Raw genomic sequence first — 14,934 nt, forward strand, 5'->3', positions numbered from 1 at the left:
TTCTACATAAGTTACCCAAGGAACCAACTATGGATATTCGATTATGGAGATCTATTGTTAGACAAAGAACATTACGAGCTCTCACAAGTAAAGAAAAGAAAATCAGACAAAGAGGCGGAAAGCCTAAATATAAACATCTTGCTCATAAATCCTTTAATCTTTTTGAGGTTATCGCCCCATATAAAATTATTTTAGCTAAAGAAATAGGGTATGAATTTGTAGCATTTAAAGAAGAGCTCGAAGAAAAAGCAAAACTAGCAGCACGAAGTCGAAGTCGCCTGAAACTAAATTTTCGGGACACTGATATTATCGATGCTGCCGCTTGTAGCGTTTTAATAGCTGTTTTAGATACGATAAAATCGCAATATAGAACCTTGAAATTTCAAATTGTAAGACCAAAATCAAAACCAGCAGATCATCGTAAACATATTCCCTATGATGTTGATGCTATATTTTGTCATATAGGACTATATAAATCCTTAGGGTTTAATTATACATCTTCATCTTCTCAAGAAAATGTGAAATGTTGGCATTATGTTTATAGTGATAGTGCAGATGGCGAAATCACAAAGCCACTATTAGATGAACTTAAAAGTATGGGGGTGAAAGGGATATATCCTAGTTACATTGAAGCGATTGCAAATGCGGTAGAACATGCTTACGCCCAAAATATTTATAGTGAACGAGAATTTCCTATAAAACGTTGGTGGATGTTGCTTGCTATCCTAGAAGGAAAATTGTCACTTTTTGTTTGTGATTTGGGTCACGGGATCCCTAATACCCTAGAAAAAACACAGAAAGCAAATGTACTTTCTGCTATTTGGAATAGACTAAAGCAGCTGGGGAAACCGACAAAAGATTGTTTATATATAAAAGCCTCTACCCTCATTAAAGAAACCCGAACAGGATTGGGACATAGAGGAAAAGGGGGAAGTGATATTCGAGCATTTATTGACAAAACACCAGGAAGCAGGCTAATAATTCGTTCAAATCGAGGAATGTATGTGTATAATGGCAAAGATAAGCCAGATTTAACCAAAGAATCTAGATACTCTATTAATGGTACTGTTGTTCAGTGGAACATTCCGCTACAAGAAATTAAGGAATAATAATGCAAACTATTTATGTAAAAGATTTCAGCCAATATCCAGGTCCACGTTACATTAAAGATGGTAAAGCTAGTGGAGAGGAATTTAGAGATTCTATTCTTATCCCAGCAATAAAAAGGGATCCTGATATCATTCTTAATTTAGATGACACAGAAGGATATGGCTCTTCATTTCTTGAAGAAACTTTTGGAGGAGCAATTAGAAAAGGTATTTCTCCAGAGGTTGTTTTAAATCTTGTTAAAAACCTTATTTCAAATGACGACCATGATATTATTGACGAAATTAAAAGTTATGTAGAAAAAGAGATTGAGATTTTATCTTTGAAGGATAATAAATGACTCTTTCTGATCTAATAGCTTTCTCCGCGCTTATAGTTTCTATCTTTGCGTTACCTATAAGCTATATATTAGGCGCAAGGGGTTTAAAAAATACAGCTTATAATGGAGAGCTCTCAAAATTATCTGATTTGTGCGATCTTGTTTTTACAGAAGCGTTAAATATCCACAAAAAGACACAATCAAATTTAAGTGATGAAATGGATTACCACCTTATGATTGCATTTCATAAAAGATTGCAATCAAAATGTCTGGAAATTAAAAGCCTATCAAATTCAGAACGTTACCCTAGAATGGAGTTAAGAGAAGTAAAACAAGCAATTACAGATCATCTTGTATCAGATAATCTTGAGGTAAGGAACACTGCAATGCGTGGACTAATTTATAAGTTAGATGCACTAAAGACTTTCTTTACTCCTAAATTTATATGACACCTAAACCGCCTTCGTGGCGGTTTTCTTTTTCCTAAAACTCACCGAAACACCTCAAAAATCGACCGAACTTTTCACCTCCCTCACCTAATTTGCCTAAAAAACAGGCAATCAAACAACTTTTCTCAAAATTCTTTTCTTTTTAAATCAACGGATTACAAATTAAAGTAGAGAATAAATCTACTTTTGTGCAAATTTTAGTTGCAATTAAATCTACTTTAAGTAGAATTAGCCACATCAAAACGAGATACACAATCTCAATGCTCTTTAAAAATTTGTGATGAAAAAAAGCCCTGCGAACAGGGCTTAGTTATTAAGATTCATAAATAGGTGTCTTTCTATCAGTATCCATAACTAGACCAATGCAATGTAGGCAGTTTTGTTTGGTTGTATAACCCTCGCTAACTGCAATGGTTTCATGATTGGCGGCTTTTAGTCGCCAATACCACTGATTGTTTACACCCTGAAATATCTGAAAATACATAGAGGTAGTTCCTTATGCAAGAAGAAATGAAACGCTATGCAATTTCTTATCACTTCGACGGCAAAAGGTGGGCGACAGATGTTTACGCCCATTCATTCGAAGAAGCGGAAGAAAAGCTAAAAGCAATGTCCCAAGGTACTGTTGACGGCGAGATTCACCTTTCAGTTTACATTCCTGAAAATCCGCTATCGAAAGTATCAAGGTTGATTACAAGAATAGCTAAAAAGTTTATGTAAGTCAGTGACTTTCATCACAAATTTTAAACAATTTGGTTAAAGAAACTCACTCGGCGGAAGCGCAGACGGAAGCCCAACGGTGCTAAGCGGTCGTTAGATTGAAAGCCCTAACCTACTTAGTTAAGAGTGAGTTTTAAAGTCTGCCCATGCAAAGCCAATGAAAAACGGTGCAGTTGCCGAAAGTGGAGCTCAAGCAGGCGAATATCCCAATGTGGATATTTCAAAACACATTTGCTAGTACAGAGACACAACGGCATGTGAAACCGTTGCGAATGATAGATGAAGTGTGTTTTGAAATGGCAGACATAAAACAAACGAGGTTCAAATATGGAAGAAAAACAAGAAAAAAGCCTATCTGATAAAGATAAAAATCTAATCAAACAGGCTGTATTAGAAAGTGCTGATAAAAATACAAATTTAACACCAAGTGAATTAGCTGAGAGTGTATGTTCGGCAGTGATGTTTATTGATTCTTATGGGCGTTAAAAATATCTGAACTGGAAATGCTATCATCAATAGATTCTTGCAATCTTGATGATAATGTTGAAACAAATCTGGCAATATCTTCGGCCACATACTCATTAACTTCTCGCAAATATTGAGAGTTTGTTTTTAAAATATCTCTTGCCATAACAAGAGCTATTTTATCTGCTGCTATTTTTTTCATGATGCTTCCTTATTTTTTGTGTTGTGGTTGAGGGAAATTATATTCCTTATGTGTTGTGGTGACAATAAGGACTTGAGCCTTACAAGTATAAAGAAAGGCACTCATCATTAACCTGTTTTGAGTTTTAGACAATTTGGCTACAGAATCACAGTGCATAACGGTGCTAGGCGGTCGTTAGATTGAAAGCCCTAACCTACTTAGCAACACTGTGTTTTGAATATCTGTCCAAGTGGAAGCCTGTGAAAAACGGTGCAGTTGCCGAAAGTGGAAACAGACAGGTAAACCGAACCACACCTTTTGGTCTGTTTTCAAGTTGGTTAAAAATGGGAAAGCGACAGACAGCAAACGTTAGCTAAAGGCGTGACATACCGGAAAGACGGTAAATTTCAAAGCGTACTCAGCAGAGAGTGAATCCAAGCGCACAGAAACACAAATGCAAGACAGAGTGCGCTTTGAAATGGCAGACAAACGAAGTTAGCCGAGCATGAGGGCTTAAAACTTATGCGGTTCCTTAGTTTTTCCCTCTGTAAAACGAGGGCTTTTTTATCCCGAAAAATTACCTTACAATCAGAATAATTTTTAATATATAAAGGGAATGCTATGAAAACCGTTAAAGCAAGACTGACTGAGTTAAAAAACTTAATTAATACAAAAATCAACGAAGACTATGAGTGGATGGGCGAAATAAAATCACCCGAAATTATCAAAGAAATAGAGCAACTTTATCCCTTAATAGAGAAAATAGAAAAATCTGGAAAAAGTCTTGAAATTTCCTATGCAAAATATATTTCTCTTCAATTAATTAAAAAAATAATTCGCATCCTCAATAAAAAAAGAGCGAGTAATAAATGGGATGAATATGATGTAAATTCATTTATTTTATCTCTAATCAAACTAAGAATGACAATCAAGGAATTATATTTAATTGAAGTTAAGGGTGAATTAAGAACAGAAGAAGAACTCAATGCTATTGCTGCAGATATATCCAAAGCAAAATTGAATTTAGAAGAGCACATCTCACTTGAAGAGCAATTAGTAGAGAATAAAAAGGAGTTCGAAAATTTAAAAAACTCACTGATTACACTCAAAAAATCTTATAACGACGCACAAGAACAAATAACTGAAATTTCCCAGTGGCACGAACAGTCAGAGAAATTAAGTGGCGACATTTCGAACTATGAATTCACCGCACAAAATAATCTTACTAAAATTACGACATTAGCAACCACAGCGGAAACCAATAAACCCCAAATCGAAAAATATCATGAAGATATTGAAGGTATGATTAAATTATTCAATAAACAAAAAGAGGAGATTGAAATGATTATTGAAGACGCCAACCGAGCAAGCATGGCAGGTTCGTTTAAAACTCAATCTGAAAATATCGATAGTAAAATGAAAGCTGTAGATAAAATTTTGCTTGGGTCACTTGTTGCAACATCTGTTATTTCATTGTTCAATTATTCAACAAGCCTGAGTGCAGCAGACAGCCTTAATATTTTACAATTTCTTGCTAAGTCCATTGTGACAATCCCGTTACTTGTCATCGCCTGGTTAAAAGCAAAAGAACGGGCTTATCTCTTTAGATTAAGGGAGGATTATAACTACAAATATTCCTCAGCAATGGCATTTGAAGGTTATAAGAAACAAGTACAAGAACAAGACCCTAAATTACATCAGCAACTTCTGCAAATTGCCGTGGATAATTTGGGGATAAATCCAACCAAAGTCTTTGACAAAGATTTAAAAAGCACACCACTTGAAACAATTATCGATGGAGTAGGAAAACGCCTGGATAAAGCTGTTGATGGTATTAAAGGAGAGGTGAATGACATTCCAAAGAAAACAAAAGAATTAATTGATGATGAATAACTCGCTCCCTCAAATTCTCAGCGCTTTTTATTTGACACCGCCCTCACTTCGGATTAAGATAACCACACTTTCAACAGAAAGTCGGGAATGTCGCAGTTTCTGAATAACTTGGAGCGGTGGAAAGACAGACGCTCAATGCGTCTTTTTTTATCGCCACAAAACAGCTATTCTACCTTTTTCATAAATTTATGAAAAAGCCCAATGATGAACTGTTTAGGAGGATCGAAAGATCCGCCGTTTTGCTCTAAGTACGGTACTGCGAATCCTATTCAGTTCATCACCAACTATTCGCAGTGGTTCGTGATGAGTTTTAAAACTTAACTTAGAGTACATCACAATGACACACTTAAACTTAATTCCTGTTTTTAATGGCTTAATCCAAAATCAACCCGTTCAACTTTGCAACGCTCGTGAACTTCACGCATTCGTAGAAAGCAAACAGCAATACACTGATTGGATCAAAAACCGCATCAACGAATATGGCTTCATCCAAAATGAAGACTACCTCGTCATCACCGAACGCACCAACGGACGCCCACGCAAGGAATATCACATTACCCTCGATATGGGCAAAGAACTCAGAAATTAATTGCACCATTTAAAGCGTCTAATCAAATGAATTGGGAAAGAGCGAAAAACCTCATTGCCCAATAAAACATCACAAAATCCGACCGCACTTTTTTAAGCCTGCGGCGGATTCTCACACCTAAAATCCGACAAAAGGAACAGAAAATGAACAAATTAATCATTACGCTCGTGTGTGCATTTGTGGTGTATATGGCGCACGCCCTAAATCTTAATCAAGACTGTGACGGCAAAATCTGTCATGCCGAACAGACACAACAATATTAACAAACCACCGCTCTTATGGGCGGTTTTTTATTGGAGGAAATATGGAACCAATTAAACTTTCGCAGAAAGCCGAAGAAGAAATTGTGAATGCGGCAAAAATGGCGGCGTTATCTAATTTGACCGAGAAAAGCCAAAATTTAATTACGCTTGAGGATATCGCAATATATTTTGGGCGACACTATCAAACCGTTGCCAAGATTATTTCAAAACTGCCTAATTTCCCAAAACCCGTTACAGTCGATCAACAAAATTCTCGCCCACGCTATATCGCAGGCGAAGTTGTTCGTTGGGGCGGATCAATGCTAAACATATTAGCTAATCGAGTAATTCCGCCACCTCCGCCATATCAGGGGCATAATAGACATTTTGTAAAATCGAAATATCTTTATGCCCAGATATTTTGGCTAATGTCATCACATCTACTTTTTTAGATAGTCTAGTCAATGCCTCACGCCGTGTGTCGTGAAAATGCAAATATTCTCGCTCGGCAAGTTTTTTGAGTTTTCGGAATGTTGCATCAAGCACACTAGACTTAATATCAAAACACAATTCCTCATCCCCTATCCGACTAACATCAGATATATATTTATCCGTAACTGGATGGCGTAAAAAGCGATTCAGCCGATTAAATTCGTGCTTTTCTCCACGCTTTGTTGGCGTAATTTCGTTCAAATAGAAAATAATGTATCAGGTTGCAATCCTTGCGCTTGCAATTCTATTTTCTTTTCCTCTTCCGCACCCCATTTCATGTTGCATTGGCGTAATTTTGGCGTAATCGATGCATAAAAATACTTAAAAAATGGCAATATTTGAGGTTGGGATTGGTGATGAATTTATAGCGGATATGAACGTAACTTATTGATTTTACTGGTTGAAATGCATAAAAGAAAAACCCCTGACCAACGATCAAGGGTTTGTATGTGGTGCCTAGGGTCGGACTCGAACCGACACGTTTATTCAACGGCGGATTTTGAATCCGCTGCGTCTACCAATTTCGCCACCCAGGCTTAATGGGGTTGAATTATACGTATATATAAGAATGTGACAAGCAAAATTTATTGGAAATAATCCATTTGTTTTAAAAATAAGCAAGAATTTTCTGTTTTCTAAAAATATCGCCAAACAAATGCAATAATTAAAATGCACAACATAATTAAAATTTGAGCTAAACGTTTTTTTGTTAATTTTTCAGCTGCCATAATGCTTTACTCTTCTTAATCTGACTAATTAGTGGTAGAATATTTGCGTTAGATCAATTTTACACTATTTTTTTCAATATTTGAGACGTACATGAAAAATTTCGTTGCAGGAGCTCAATCAGGGCGCAAAATTCAATCAGGCGGTTGTGCGATTCATTGTCAGGATTGCAGTATTAGTCAGCTTTGTATTCCTTTTACCTTAAATGAACAAGAATTAGATCAGCTTGATAATATCATAGAGAGAAAAAAACCGATTCAAAAGTCTCAAGTATTGTTTAAAGCAGGAGATTCTCTCAATTCAATTTATGCTATTCGTTCTGGCACAATAAAAAGCTATACGATTAGTGAATCTGGCGAAGAACAAATTACTTCATTTCATTTGCCCGGTGACCTAGTTGGTTTTGATGCCATTACTCAAATGCAACACCCTAGTTTTGCACAAGCTCTAGAAACGGCTATGGTATGTGAAATTCCTTTTGATATTTTAGATGATTTGGCAGGAAAAATGCCAAAACTACGCCAGCAAATTTTACGTTTGATGAGCAGTGAAATTAAAAGTGATCAAGAGATGATTTTATTGCTATCTAAAATGAATGCAGAAGAACGTTTGGCTGCTTTTATTCATAATCTTTCTAAACGCTATTCTGCTCGAGGTTTTTCAGCAAGAGAATTTCGTTTAACAATGACACGTGGCGATATTGGTAATTATCTAGGTTTAACAGTAGAAACCATCAGCCGCTTATTAGGCCGCTTTCAAAAACTCGGCGTGATTAGCGTACAAGGCAAATATATTACAATCAATGATTTAAATGGTTTAATTGAATTAACTGGTACGAATAAAACAAAAATTACATTAGTTAAATAAATTTAAGGCGTGAATATCACGCCTTTTTGTGCTTGATAAAAATAAATTTATCCAAATTAATCTTGTACCTTGCCATTTTTGCTATTCTTTTTTATCCTATGCCTCAATTTTGGAGGCTATTATGAAATTTAAAAATATTCTCGTTGTACTTAATCCTAGTAATGAAAAACAGTACGCCCTAGCTCGTGCAGTGCGTTTAGTTGAAGAACAAAAAAATGAAACTAAGGTAAAAATCACCGCACTTTTATCAGTCTATGATTTATCTTATGAAATGTCAGCTTTACTTTCTTCTGAAGAACGTTCAGAAATGCATCAACAAGTAATTGAAAAACACCGCCATGTGGTTCAATATTACTTAGATAAATATGCAAATCCAGAAATTGAATTACAATCTCATATTGTGTGGAATAGCAATGAAGCTGATGCAATTAACGAAGAAGTAGAAAATAATAATTACGATCTAGTCGTAAAATATACTAAAGACGAAGAAAAACTGACGTCTCTTATCTTTACTCCCATTGATTGGCAACTTCTTCGTAAATGCCCTATTCCTGTCTTAATGGTTCGTGATGGCGATTGGAAACATCAACGCCGTATTCTTGTGGCGGTGAATGTTTCTGGAGAACAAGAATATCAAGATGAATTTAATCAAGAGCTGGTAGAAACAGGTATTTCACTCGCGGAAAATCTAAATCGTGGTAATGTCCATTTGGTGGCAGCCTACCCTTCCGCGCCAATCAATATGGCGATTGATTTACCTGAATTTAATACTTCAGGTTATGAAAACGGTATTCGAGGTCAGCATCTCATTAATATGAAAGCGTTACGTCAGAAGTTTGGGATTGATGAAGATCATACTCACGTACGCGAAGGTTTCCCAGAGGAAGTTATTCCTGAAGTGGCGAAAGAAATTGAAGCTGAATTAGTGATTTTAGGCACAGTGGGACGAACAGGTTTATCTGCCGCATTATTAGGCAATACTGCAGAACATGTGATTAGTAAATTAAGTTGTAATTTATTAGGCATTAAACCATCTAAAAAAGACGATTAAAACATTTTCCTCAATTTATAAGACGCCCTAAATATTTTGTATTTAGGGTATTTTTATACTATTTCTTATGGTATTTTTCATTTTGTGATCTCGATCACAAATCTTAAAATTTTATTTAAATAGCTATTTAAATGATAGCTCTTTTCATTTAGTATTCACACTCATTTTTAACTCCTCCATTCTTATTAAGGAAATATATGAAAAAGACATTGATTACAGGATTATTGGTTTTAGCTGGCACAGCACAAGCTCATGAAGTTTGGGTTCAAGCACCGACGAAATTAACATCTGGTTCTGTATTAAAAGCAGAATTAGCTTATGGGGATTACCCTTATGTAGAAAAAATTCCTGAAGCACGTTTAAAAATTTTTGCACCAATGGAAATTATTCGTCAAGATGGAGAAAAACAAACCTTAATCCAAAAAGGCGAAAACTATCAATATCAATCAGAGAAAGCATTGTCCGATGGTTCTTATTGGGTAACAGCGACTTATAAACCTACTTTTTGGTCACAAAATGCTGAAGGTTGGAAAATGGATAATTTGAAAGAATTAGAAAATCCCACTTATTGTGAACAAACTCAAATGTTTGGCAAAAGTCTTGTTACCGTTGGTAAAAAACCATTAAATGCAGAAATGGCAATGACAAGAGTTGGTTTACCACTGGAAATTGTTCCTTTGCGTGATCCTAGCAAAGCGAAATCAGGCGAACCGTTCCCTGTTCAAATTTTCTACCAAGATCAGCCATTAGCAGGCGAAACTGTCATCGCAACCGCTGATACTATTATCGTGAAAGATCTTGAAGCAAGTACAGGTCATCGTGAACCACAAGGTTTTTCAGGTAAAACAGATAGTCAAGGACGTGTGAATATCATTCCATTAATTGATGGTATTTGGAAAATTAAAGTTATTCATAAAACACCATTTGCAGATCAACAAATTTGTCAGCAATCTGCAAGCTATAGCACATTAATTTTACCGGTTGGTAAAGGATTAGCTAAACTACCTCCAAAACCAGAACACCATCATCACTAATTTTAAAAGTGCGGTAAAATTTCACCGCACTTTTACATCCTAATTAAATAAAAAATACAGAAATAGTCTGTCTAAATTCTAAGTTATTCATTTGCATATCCAGATTTTGGCAGAGCTTTCCCATCTAGATATGCCAAATTATCTTTAAGTCTTAATCGCCCTTCGGTAAACCATTTAATCACAAGCGGATAAATTTGATATTCTTGCTCACGGGTTTTAGCCTCCACTTCTTCGATGCTATCTTCAGGGAAGATTGGCACTTTCGCCTGTAAGACAATCGCACCACCATCTACTTCTTCATTGACAAAATGAACGGTTGTACCGTGTTCATTGTCGCCTGCTTCAATCGCACGTTGGTAGGTGTTTAAGCCTGCGTATTTAGGAAGAAGAGAAGGATGGATATTTAAAATTTTCCCTGCAAAACGTTGGGTAAATTTTGGGGTAAGAATTTTCATATAACCAGCAAGGACGATCAAATCTACGGCTAGGCTTTGCAAATAATCGCCAATGGCGTCGTCCATTTCGAGGTTATTGGAAAAATTTTTGCGAAGAAAGACCGCTTGCGGAATCTGTGCTTGTTTGGCTCGAACTAAGCCGTAAGCATCAGCTTTGTTACTTACCACACAAGCAATTTTGGCGGGAATATCGCCTAAATGGCAGGCATCAATAATAGTTTGTAAATTTGTTCCTTGACCAGAAATAAGGACGGCAATTTTTTTCATTTTCTTCCTTATAGAAATCAGCCCAAAAGGGCTGAATTTAAATTTAAGATTTTATTATTGAATCTCAACCTGTGCTTCGCCTTCGCCAAGATGTTCAATTTTGCCGATAACCCACGCTTTTTCGCCCGCTTGTTCAAGCAATGCAAGAGCGGTTTCAACCTCTTTTTCTGGTAATGAAATTACCATACCTACGCCACAGTTAAAGGTGCGATACATTTCATAACGACTGATGTTGCCTTTTTCTTGTAACCAGTTGAAGATCGCAGGCCATTGCCAGCTTGATTCATCAATCACTGCTTTTGTGTTTGCAGGTAATACACGCGGGATATTTTCCCAGAAACCACCACCTGTTAAGTGAGCAATGGCGTGAACTTCGGTCTGCTTGATCAACTGTAAAATCGATTTTACATAGATTTTGGTTGGTGCTAAAAAGTGTTCGCTAAGTGGTTTACCTTCTAATAAATCCGCTGGATTTGCACCACTTACTTCAAGCACTTTGCGAATTAACGAATAACCGTTTGAGTGTGCACCGCTTGAGCCGAGTGCGATAAGCGTGTCGCCTGTTTTCACTGCTGTGCCGTCAATAATCTCTGATTTTTCTACCACGCCTACGCAGAAACCCGCCAAATCATAGTCGCCTTCGTGATACATTCCTGGCATTTCGGTGGTTTCGCCACCCACTAACGCACAGCCAGACATTTCACAACCATCTGCAATACCTTTGATCACACTTGCTGCCACATCAACGTCTAATTTCCCTGTAGCATAGTAATCTAAGAAGAAAAGCGGTTCTGCACCTTGTACGATTAAGTCATTCACACACATTGCCACTAAATCCTGACCAATGGTATCGTGTTTTTTCAAGTCAATCGCAAGACGTAATTTTGTGCCAACGCCATCTGTGCCAGAAACTAAAATTGGCTCTTTATATTTGGTGGGTAAAGCACATAATGCGCCGAAACCACCCAATCCGCCCATAACTTCAGAGCGGCGAGTGCGTTTTACATCGCCTTTGATACGTTCGACTAATTCATTTCCAGTGTGAATATCGACGCCAGCATCTTTATAGCTCAGTTGTGTGTTGCTCACGATTAACCTCAATCAGTTGAAATAAAAATTGGGCAGATTATACCATCAAGCAAACGTTTGCGATATTGTTAAATTAATTCATTTAATGACATTTTTAAAATTAAAATGAAATTGCTTGCAATCAAAACTTATTTGTACTACCTTAATAGTACAAATAAGCTCAAGATTTAGGAGAAAAAATGAGAACCACAACTGCATTAGTAACAGGTGCAACCGCAGGCTTTGGCTTAGCGATCTGTAAAAAATTGATCGAAGCAGGCTATAAAGTGATTGGCACGGGTAGACGTGCAGATCGATTGGCAGAAATCCATTCACAATTGGGCAATAATTTTCTACCGCTTGCCTTTGATATTCGTGATGAACAAGTCACAATTAACGCTCTAAATACCCTTCCTGAAGGTTGGCAAGCGGTCGATTTATTAGTGAATAATGCAGGTTTAGCCTTGGGATTAGAGCCAGCACATAAAGCGGATTTACAAGATTGGTATCAGATGATCGATACCAACATCAAAGGATTGGTTACTATCACTCGCCTTGTGTTGCCAAATATGGTCGCTCGTAATCACGGGCAGATTATCAATTTGAGTTCAATTGCAGGTACTTATCCTTATGCGGGCAGTAATGTATATGGTGGAACTAAAGCTTTTGTCACACAATTTAGCTTAAATTTACGAGCCGATCTGGCAGGCACAAAAATTCGAGTAAGCAATGTTGAACCGGGTTTATGTGGCGGTACGGAGTTCTCTAATGTGCGTTTTCACGGCGATGATGAAAGAGCCGCAAAAGTCTATGAAAACGTGCAATCGGTTCAGCCTGAAGATATTGCGAACATTGTATTATGGCTTCATCAACAACCTGAACACGTAAACATTAATCGTATTGAAGTAATGCCAACCGCTCAATCTTTTGCAGGAATGAGCGTTTCAAAAGAAAAATAAAATAATAGGAAAAAATATGTCAGACACACTTCTTAACCCTTATTTTGGCGAATTTGGCGGAATGTATGTACCCGAAATTTTAGTGCCTGTTTTGAAGCAATTAGAACAAGCCTTTGTGGAGGCTCAAAATGATCCTACATTCCAAGCAGAATTTGCTGATTTACTCAAAAATTATGCGGGCAGACCGACCGCACTTACTCTTTGTCGTAACTTAACCAAAGGCACAAAAACTAAACTTTATCTTAAACGTGAAGATTTATTACACGGTGGTGCACACAAAACAAACCAAGTGTTAGGGCAAATTTTATTGGCTAAACGTATGGGCAAAACGCGTATTATTGCCGAAACAGGTGCAGGGCAACACGGCGTGGCAACCGCCCTAGCTTGTGCTATGTTAGATATGCCGTGTCGTGTTTATATGGGTGCAAAAGATGTTGAGCGTCAATCACCAAACGTGTTCCGTATGCGTTTAATGGGGGCTGAAGTAATTCCTGTAGAAAAAGGCTCTTGTTCTTTAAAAGATGCCTGTTGTGAAGCGATGCGTGATTGGTCAGCAAACTATGAAACCACCCATTATTTACTTGGAACGGCGGCAGGCCCTCACCCCTTCCCGACGATTGTGAGAGAATTTCAAAAAATGATTGGCGAAGAAACCAAACGTCAAATTCTAGAACGAGAAGGTCGTTTACCTGATGCTGTGATTGCTGCGGTTGGCGGTGGTTCTAACGCAATTGGTATGTTTACTGATTTTATTGATGAACCAAATGTGCGTTTAATTGGTGTTGAACCTGCAGGGAAAGGCATTGAAAGCGGTGAACATGGCGCACCATTAGGTCATGCAAAAGTGGGCATTTATTTCGGGATGAAATCCCCTTTAATGCAAACCGAAGATGGTCAAGTAGAGGAATCTTACTCTGTTTCAGCTGGGTTAGACTTCCCTTCTGTCGGGCCGCAACATGCTTATTTAAATGAGATTGGTCGTGCTGATTATGTATCGATTACCGATGAAGAAGCCCTTAACGCATTCCAAGAATTGGCAAAACACGAAGGCATTATTCCTGCATTAGAAAGCTCACACGCCTTGGCTTATGCCTTGAAATTGATTAAACAAAATCCTGAAAAAGAACAACTTTTAGTGGTTAATCTTTCAGGACGAGGCGATAAAGATATTTTTACTGTTGATAAAATTTTAAATGGAGGAACGAACTAATGAGCCGTTTTGAAACGCAATTTGCGACACTTAACGCAAAAAATGAAGGGGCTTTCGTGCCGTTCGTTACCCTTTGCGACCCTACTTTCGACTGCTCTTTTGAGATCATTTGCACACTTGTGGATAACGGTGCAGATGCTTTAGAACTCGGTTTTCCTTTTTCCGATCCGCTACTCGATGGCCCAGTTATTCAAGCCGCGAATAATCGTGCTTTAACTGCAGGTCATAGCAGTGAAGATAGCTTTAAACTATTGGAAAAAGTGCGGTCAAAATATCCCGAGATTCCGATTAGCTTATTACTTTGTGCCAATTTAATTTTTGCTAAAGGTTTAGATGCTTTTTATCAACGCTGTGCAGAAGTTGGTGTTGATGCTGTGCTTGTAGCAGATATTCCGTTACTCGCAAAAGAAGATTATGTACAAGCGGCCAAAAAACACGGCATTCAACCCGTCTTTATTTGCCCGCCAAATGCGGATGAGAAAACAATTCAAGGCGTAGCGAAAAATAGCGAAGGCTATACCTATTTAGTCTCACGTGCAGGCGTAACCAGTGCTGAAAATCAAGCTCACGCAGCAAATTTAGATACCCTTGTAGAACAACTTAAAGCCCACTATGCCCCGCCAATTTTACAAGGCTTCGGCATTGCACAGCCTGCACAAGTTAAAGAAGCCTTAGCTTTGGGAGCGGCTGGTGCAATTTCAGGTTCGGCAACAGTAAAAATTATTGAGCGAAATTTAGATAATCACGAGCAATGTTTAGCTGAATTAGCTGAATTTGTTCAAACGATGAAAGCTGCAACAAAATAAGCAAAAAAGAACCCGCACTTGTGGCGGGTTTCTT

18 protein-coding genes and 1 tRNA gene are annotated in these 14,934 nt (G+C 37.5%); 13 read left to right on the top strand and 6 right to left on the bottom strand.

Features of this window, described 5'->3' with window-relative positions; genetic code table 11:
* Nucleotides 1–29: 29 nt before the first annotated feature.
* The 3 genes from AT683_RS07220 to AT683_RS07230 are packed head-to-tail and all read left to right on the top strand — an operon-like array spanning nucleotide 30 to nucleotide 1,875.
* On the top strand, nucleotides 30–1,109 hold the full coding sequence (locus AT683_RS07220) for a hypothetical protein (protein ID WP_011272604.1): 1,080 nt from the start codon (nucleotides 30–32) through the stop codon (nucleotides 1,107–1,109).
* 2 nt (nucleotides 1,110–1,111) lie between these two features.
* The gene (locus AT683_RS07225; protein WP_005666912.1) at nucleotides 1,112–1,447 is read left to right on the top strand and encodes an STAS-like domain-containing protein; all 336 of its coding nucleotides are present in this window, start codon (nucleotides 1,112–1,114) and stop codon (nucleotides 1,445–1,447) included.
* The gene (locus AT683_RS07230; protein ID WP_038441203.1) at nucleotides 1,444–1,875 is read left to right on the top strand and encodes a hypothetical protein; all 432 of its coding nucleotides are present in this window, start codon (nucleotides 1,444–1,446) and stop codon (nucleotides 1,873–1,875) included. The genes AT683_RS07225 and AT683_RS07230 overlap by 4 nt, the downstream gene beginning before the upstream one ends.
* Nucleotides 1,876–2,188: 313 nt before the next feature.
* On the opposite strand, the gene AT683_RS09470 is transcribed toward AT683_RS07230, so the two are convergent.
* Nucleotides 2,189–2,359 (bottom strand): YegP family protein, encoded by a 171-nt coding sequence (locus AT683_RS09470; RefSeq protein WP_005650502.1) that lies wholly within the window; start codon nucleotides 2,357–2,359, stop codon nucleotides 2,189–2,191.
* A 14-nt stretch (nucleotides 2,360–2,373) separates the two neighbouring features.
* Between AT683_RS09470 and AT683_RS07235 the strand changes: the two genes are divergently transcribed.
* Both AT683_RS07235 and AT683_RS09710 read left to right on the top strand, forming a co-directional pair.
* Nucleotides 2,374–2,595 carry a hypothetical protein gene (locus tag AT683_RS07235; protein WP_005650500.1) on the top strand — a complete coding sequence of 74 codons (222 nt, stop codon included), beginning with the start codon at nucleotides 2,374–2,376 and terminating at the stop codon, nucleotides 2,593–2,595.
* A 327-nt stretch (nucleotides 2,596–2,922) separates the two neighbouring features.
* Nucleotides 2,923–3,081: a hypothetical protein gene (locus AT683_RS09710; RefSeq protein WP_005650499.1), complete on the top strand. Its 159-nt coding sequence runs from the start codon at nucleotides 2,923–2,925 to the stop codon at nucleotides 3,079–3,081.
* Here the strand turns inward: AT683_RS09710 and AT683_RS07240 are convergent.
* Nucleotides 3,059–3,262 (bottom strand): hypothetical protein, encoded by a 204-nt coding sequence (locus AT683_RS07240; protein ID WP_005650497.1) that lies wholly within the window; start codon nucleotides 3,260–3,262, stop codon nucleotides 3,059–3,061. The genes AT683_RS09710 and AT683_RS07240 overlap by 23 nt on opposite strands.
* 600 nt (nucleotides 3,263–3,862) lie before the next feature.
* Between AT683_RS07240 and AT683_RS07245 the strand changes: the two genes are divergently transcribed.
* Both AT683_RS07245 and AT683_RS09480 read left to right on the top strand, forming a co-directional pair.
* A complete protein-coding gene (locus tag AT683_RS07245) occupies nucleotides 3,863–5,134 on the top strand; it encodes a hypothetical protein (RefSeq protein WP_005666905.1) in 1,272 nt (423 codons plus the stop codon).
* A gap of 337 nt (nucleotides 5,135–5,471) precedes the next feature.
* Entirely contained in the window at nucleotides 5,472–5,723 is a 252-nt protein-coding gene (locus AT683_RS09480) for a phage antirepressor Ant (RefSeq protein WP_011272603.1), read from the top strand.
* Between the two features lie 578 nt (nucleotides 5,724–6,301).
* On the opposite strand, the gene AT683_RS09930 is transcribed toward AT683_RS09480, so the two are convergent.
* Both AT683_RS09930 and AT683_RS07260 read right to left on the bottom strand, forming a co-directional pair.
* Entirely contained in the window at nucleotides 6,302–6,511 is a 210-nt protein-coding gene (locus AT683_RS09930) for a tyrosine-type recombinase/integrase (RefSeq protein WP_224056841.1), read from the bottom strand.
* 396 nt (nucleotides 6,512–6,907) lie between these two features.
* Nucleotides 6,908–6,993 (bottom strand) — tRNA-Leu (locus AT683_RS07260).
* A 283-nt stretch (nucleotides 6,994–7,276) separates the two neighbouring features.
* On the opposite strand from AT683_RS07260, the gene fnr reads away from it, so the two are divergent.
* The 3 genes from fnr to AT683_RS07275 all read left to right on the top strand — a co-directional run bounded on the left by fnr (nucleotide 7,277) and on the right by AT683_RS07275 (nucleotide 10,135).
* Nucleotides 7,277–8,050 (top strand): fumarate/nitrate reduction transcriptional regulator Fnr, encoded by a 774-nt coding sequence (fnr, locus tag AT683_RS07265; protein WP_005662331.1) that lies wholly within the window; start codon nucleotides 7,277–7,279, stop codon nucleotides 8,048–8,050.
* A gap of 121 nt (nucleotides 8,051–8,171) precedes the next feature.
* On the top strand, nucleotides 8,172–9,101 hold the full coding sequence (gene uspE / locus AT683_RS07270; RefSeq protein ID WP_011272600.1) for a universal stress protein UspE: 930 nt from the start codon (nucleotides 8,172–8,174) through the stop codon (nucleotides 9,099–9,101).
* 197 nt (nucleotides 9,102–9,298) lie between these two features.
* Nucleotides 9,299–10,135, top strand: a complete 837-nt coding sequence (locus AT683_RS07275) for a DUF4198 domain-containing protein (RefSeq protein WP_011272599.1) — start codon at nucleotides 9,299–9,301, stop codon at nucleotides 10,133–10,135.
* An 83-nt stretch (nucleotides 10,136–10,218) separates the two neighbouring features.
* Here the strand turns inward: AT683_RS07275 and purN are convergent, their stop codons facing one another.
* Nucleotides 10,219–10,857 carry a phosphoribosylglycinamide formyltransferase gene (purN, locus tag AT683_RS07280; protein WP_011272598.1) on the bottom strand — a complete coding sequence of 213 codons (639 nt, stop codon included), beginning with the start codon at nucleotides 10,855–10,857 and terminating at the stop codon, nucleotides 10,219–10,221.
* 54 nt (nucleotides 10,858–10,911) lie between these two features.
* Nucleotides 10,912–11,946, bottom strand: a complete 1,035-nt coding sequence (gene purM / locus AT683_RS07285) for a phosphoribosylformylglycinamidine cyclo-ligase (RefSeq protein WP_011272597.1) — start codon at nucleotides 11,944–11,946, stop codon at nucleotides 10,912–10,914.
* A 179-nt stretch (nucleotides 11,947–12,125) separates the two neighbouring features.
* Here purM and AT683_RS07290 point away from each other — a divergent pair, with 179 nt between their 5' ends.
* Genes AT683_RS07290 through trpA form a run of 3 tightly spaced genes read left to right on the top strand, consistent with a single transcriptional unit; the run spans nucleotide 12,126 to nucleotide 14,900 of the window.
* Nucleotides 12,126–12,884: an SDR family oxidoreductase gene (locus AT683_RS07290; RefSeq protein ID WP_005656623.1), complete on the top strand. Its 759-nt coding sequence runs from the start codon at nucleotides 12,126–12,128 to the stop codon at nucleotides 12,882–12,884.
* A 16-nt stretch (nucleotides 12,885–12,900) separates the two neighbouring features.
* Nucleotides 12,901–14,094, top strand: a complete 1,194-nt coding sequence (gene trpB, locus AT683_RS07295) for a tryptophan synthase subunit beta (RefSeq protein WP_005656622.1) — start codon at nucleotides 12,901–12,903, stop codon at nucleotides 14,092–14,094.
* On the top strand, nucleotides 14,094–14,900 hold the full coding sequence (gene trpA, locus AT683_RS07300; RefSeq protein WP_005660361.1) for a tryptophan synthase subunit alpha: 807 nt from the start codon (nucleotides 14,094–14,096) through the stop codon (nucleotides 14,898–14,900). Before trpB ends, trpA begins: the two co-directional genes overlap by 1 nt.
* Nucleotides 14,901–14,934 lie beyond the last annotated feature (34 nt).

Origin of the sequence: Haemophilus influenzae (genome assembly GCF_001457655.1) — a bacterium.
In the GTDB taxonomy this organism is placed as follows: domain Bacteria; phylum Pseudomonadota; class Gammaproteobacteria; order Enterobacterales; family Pasteurellaceae; genus Haemophilus; species Haemophilus influenzae.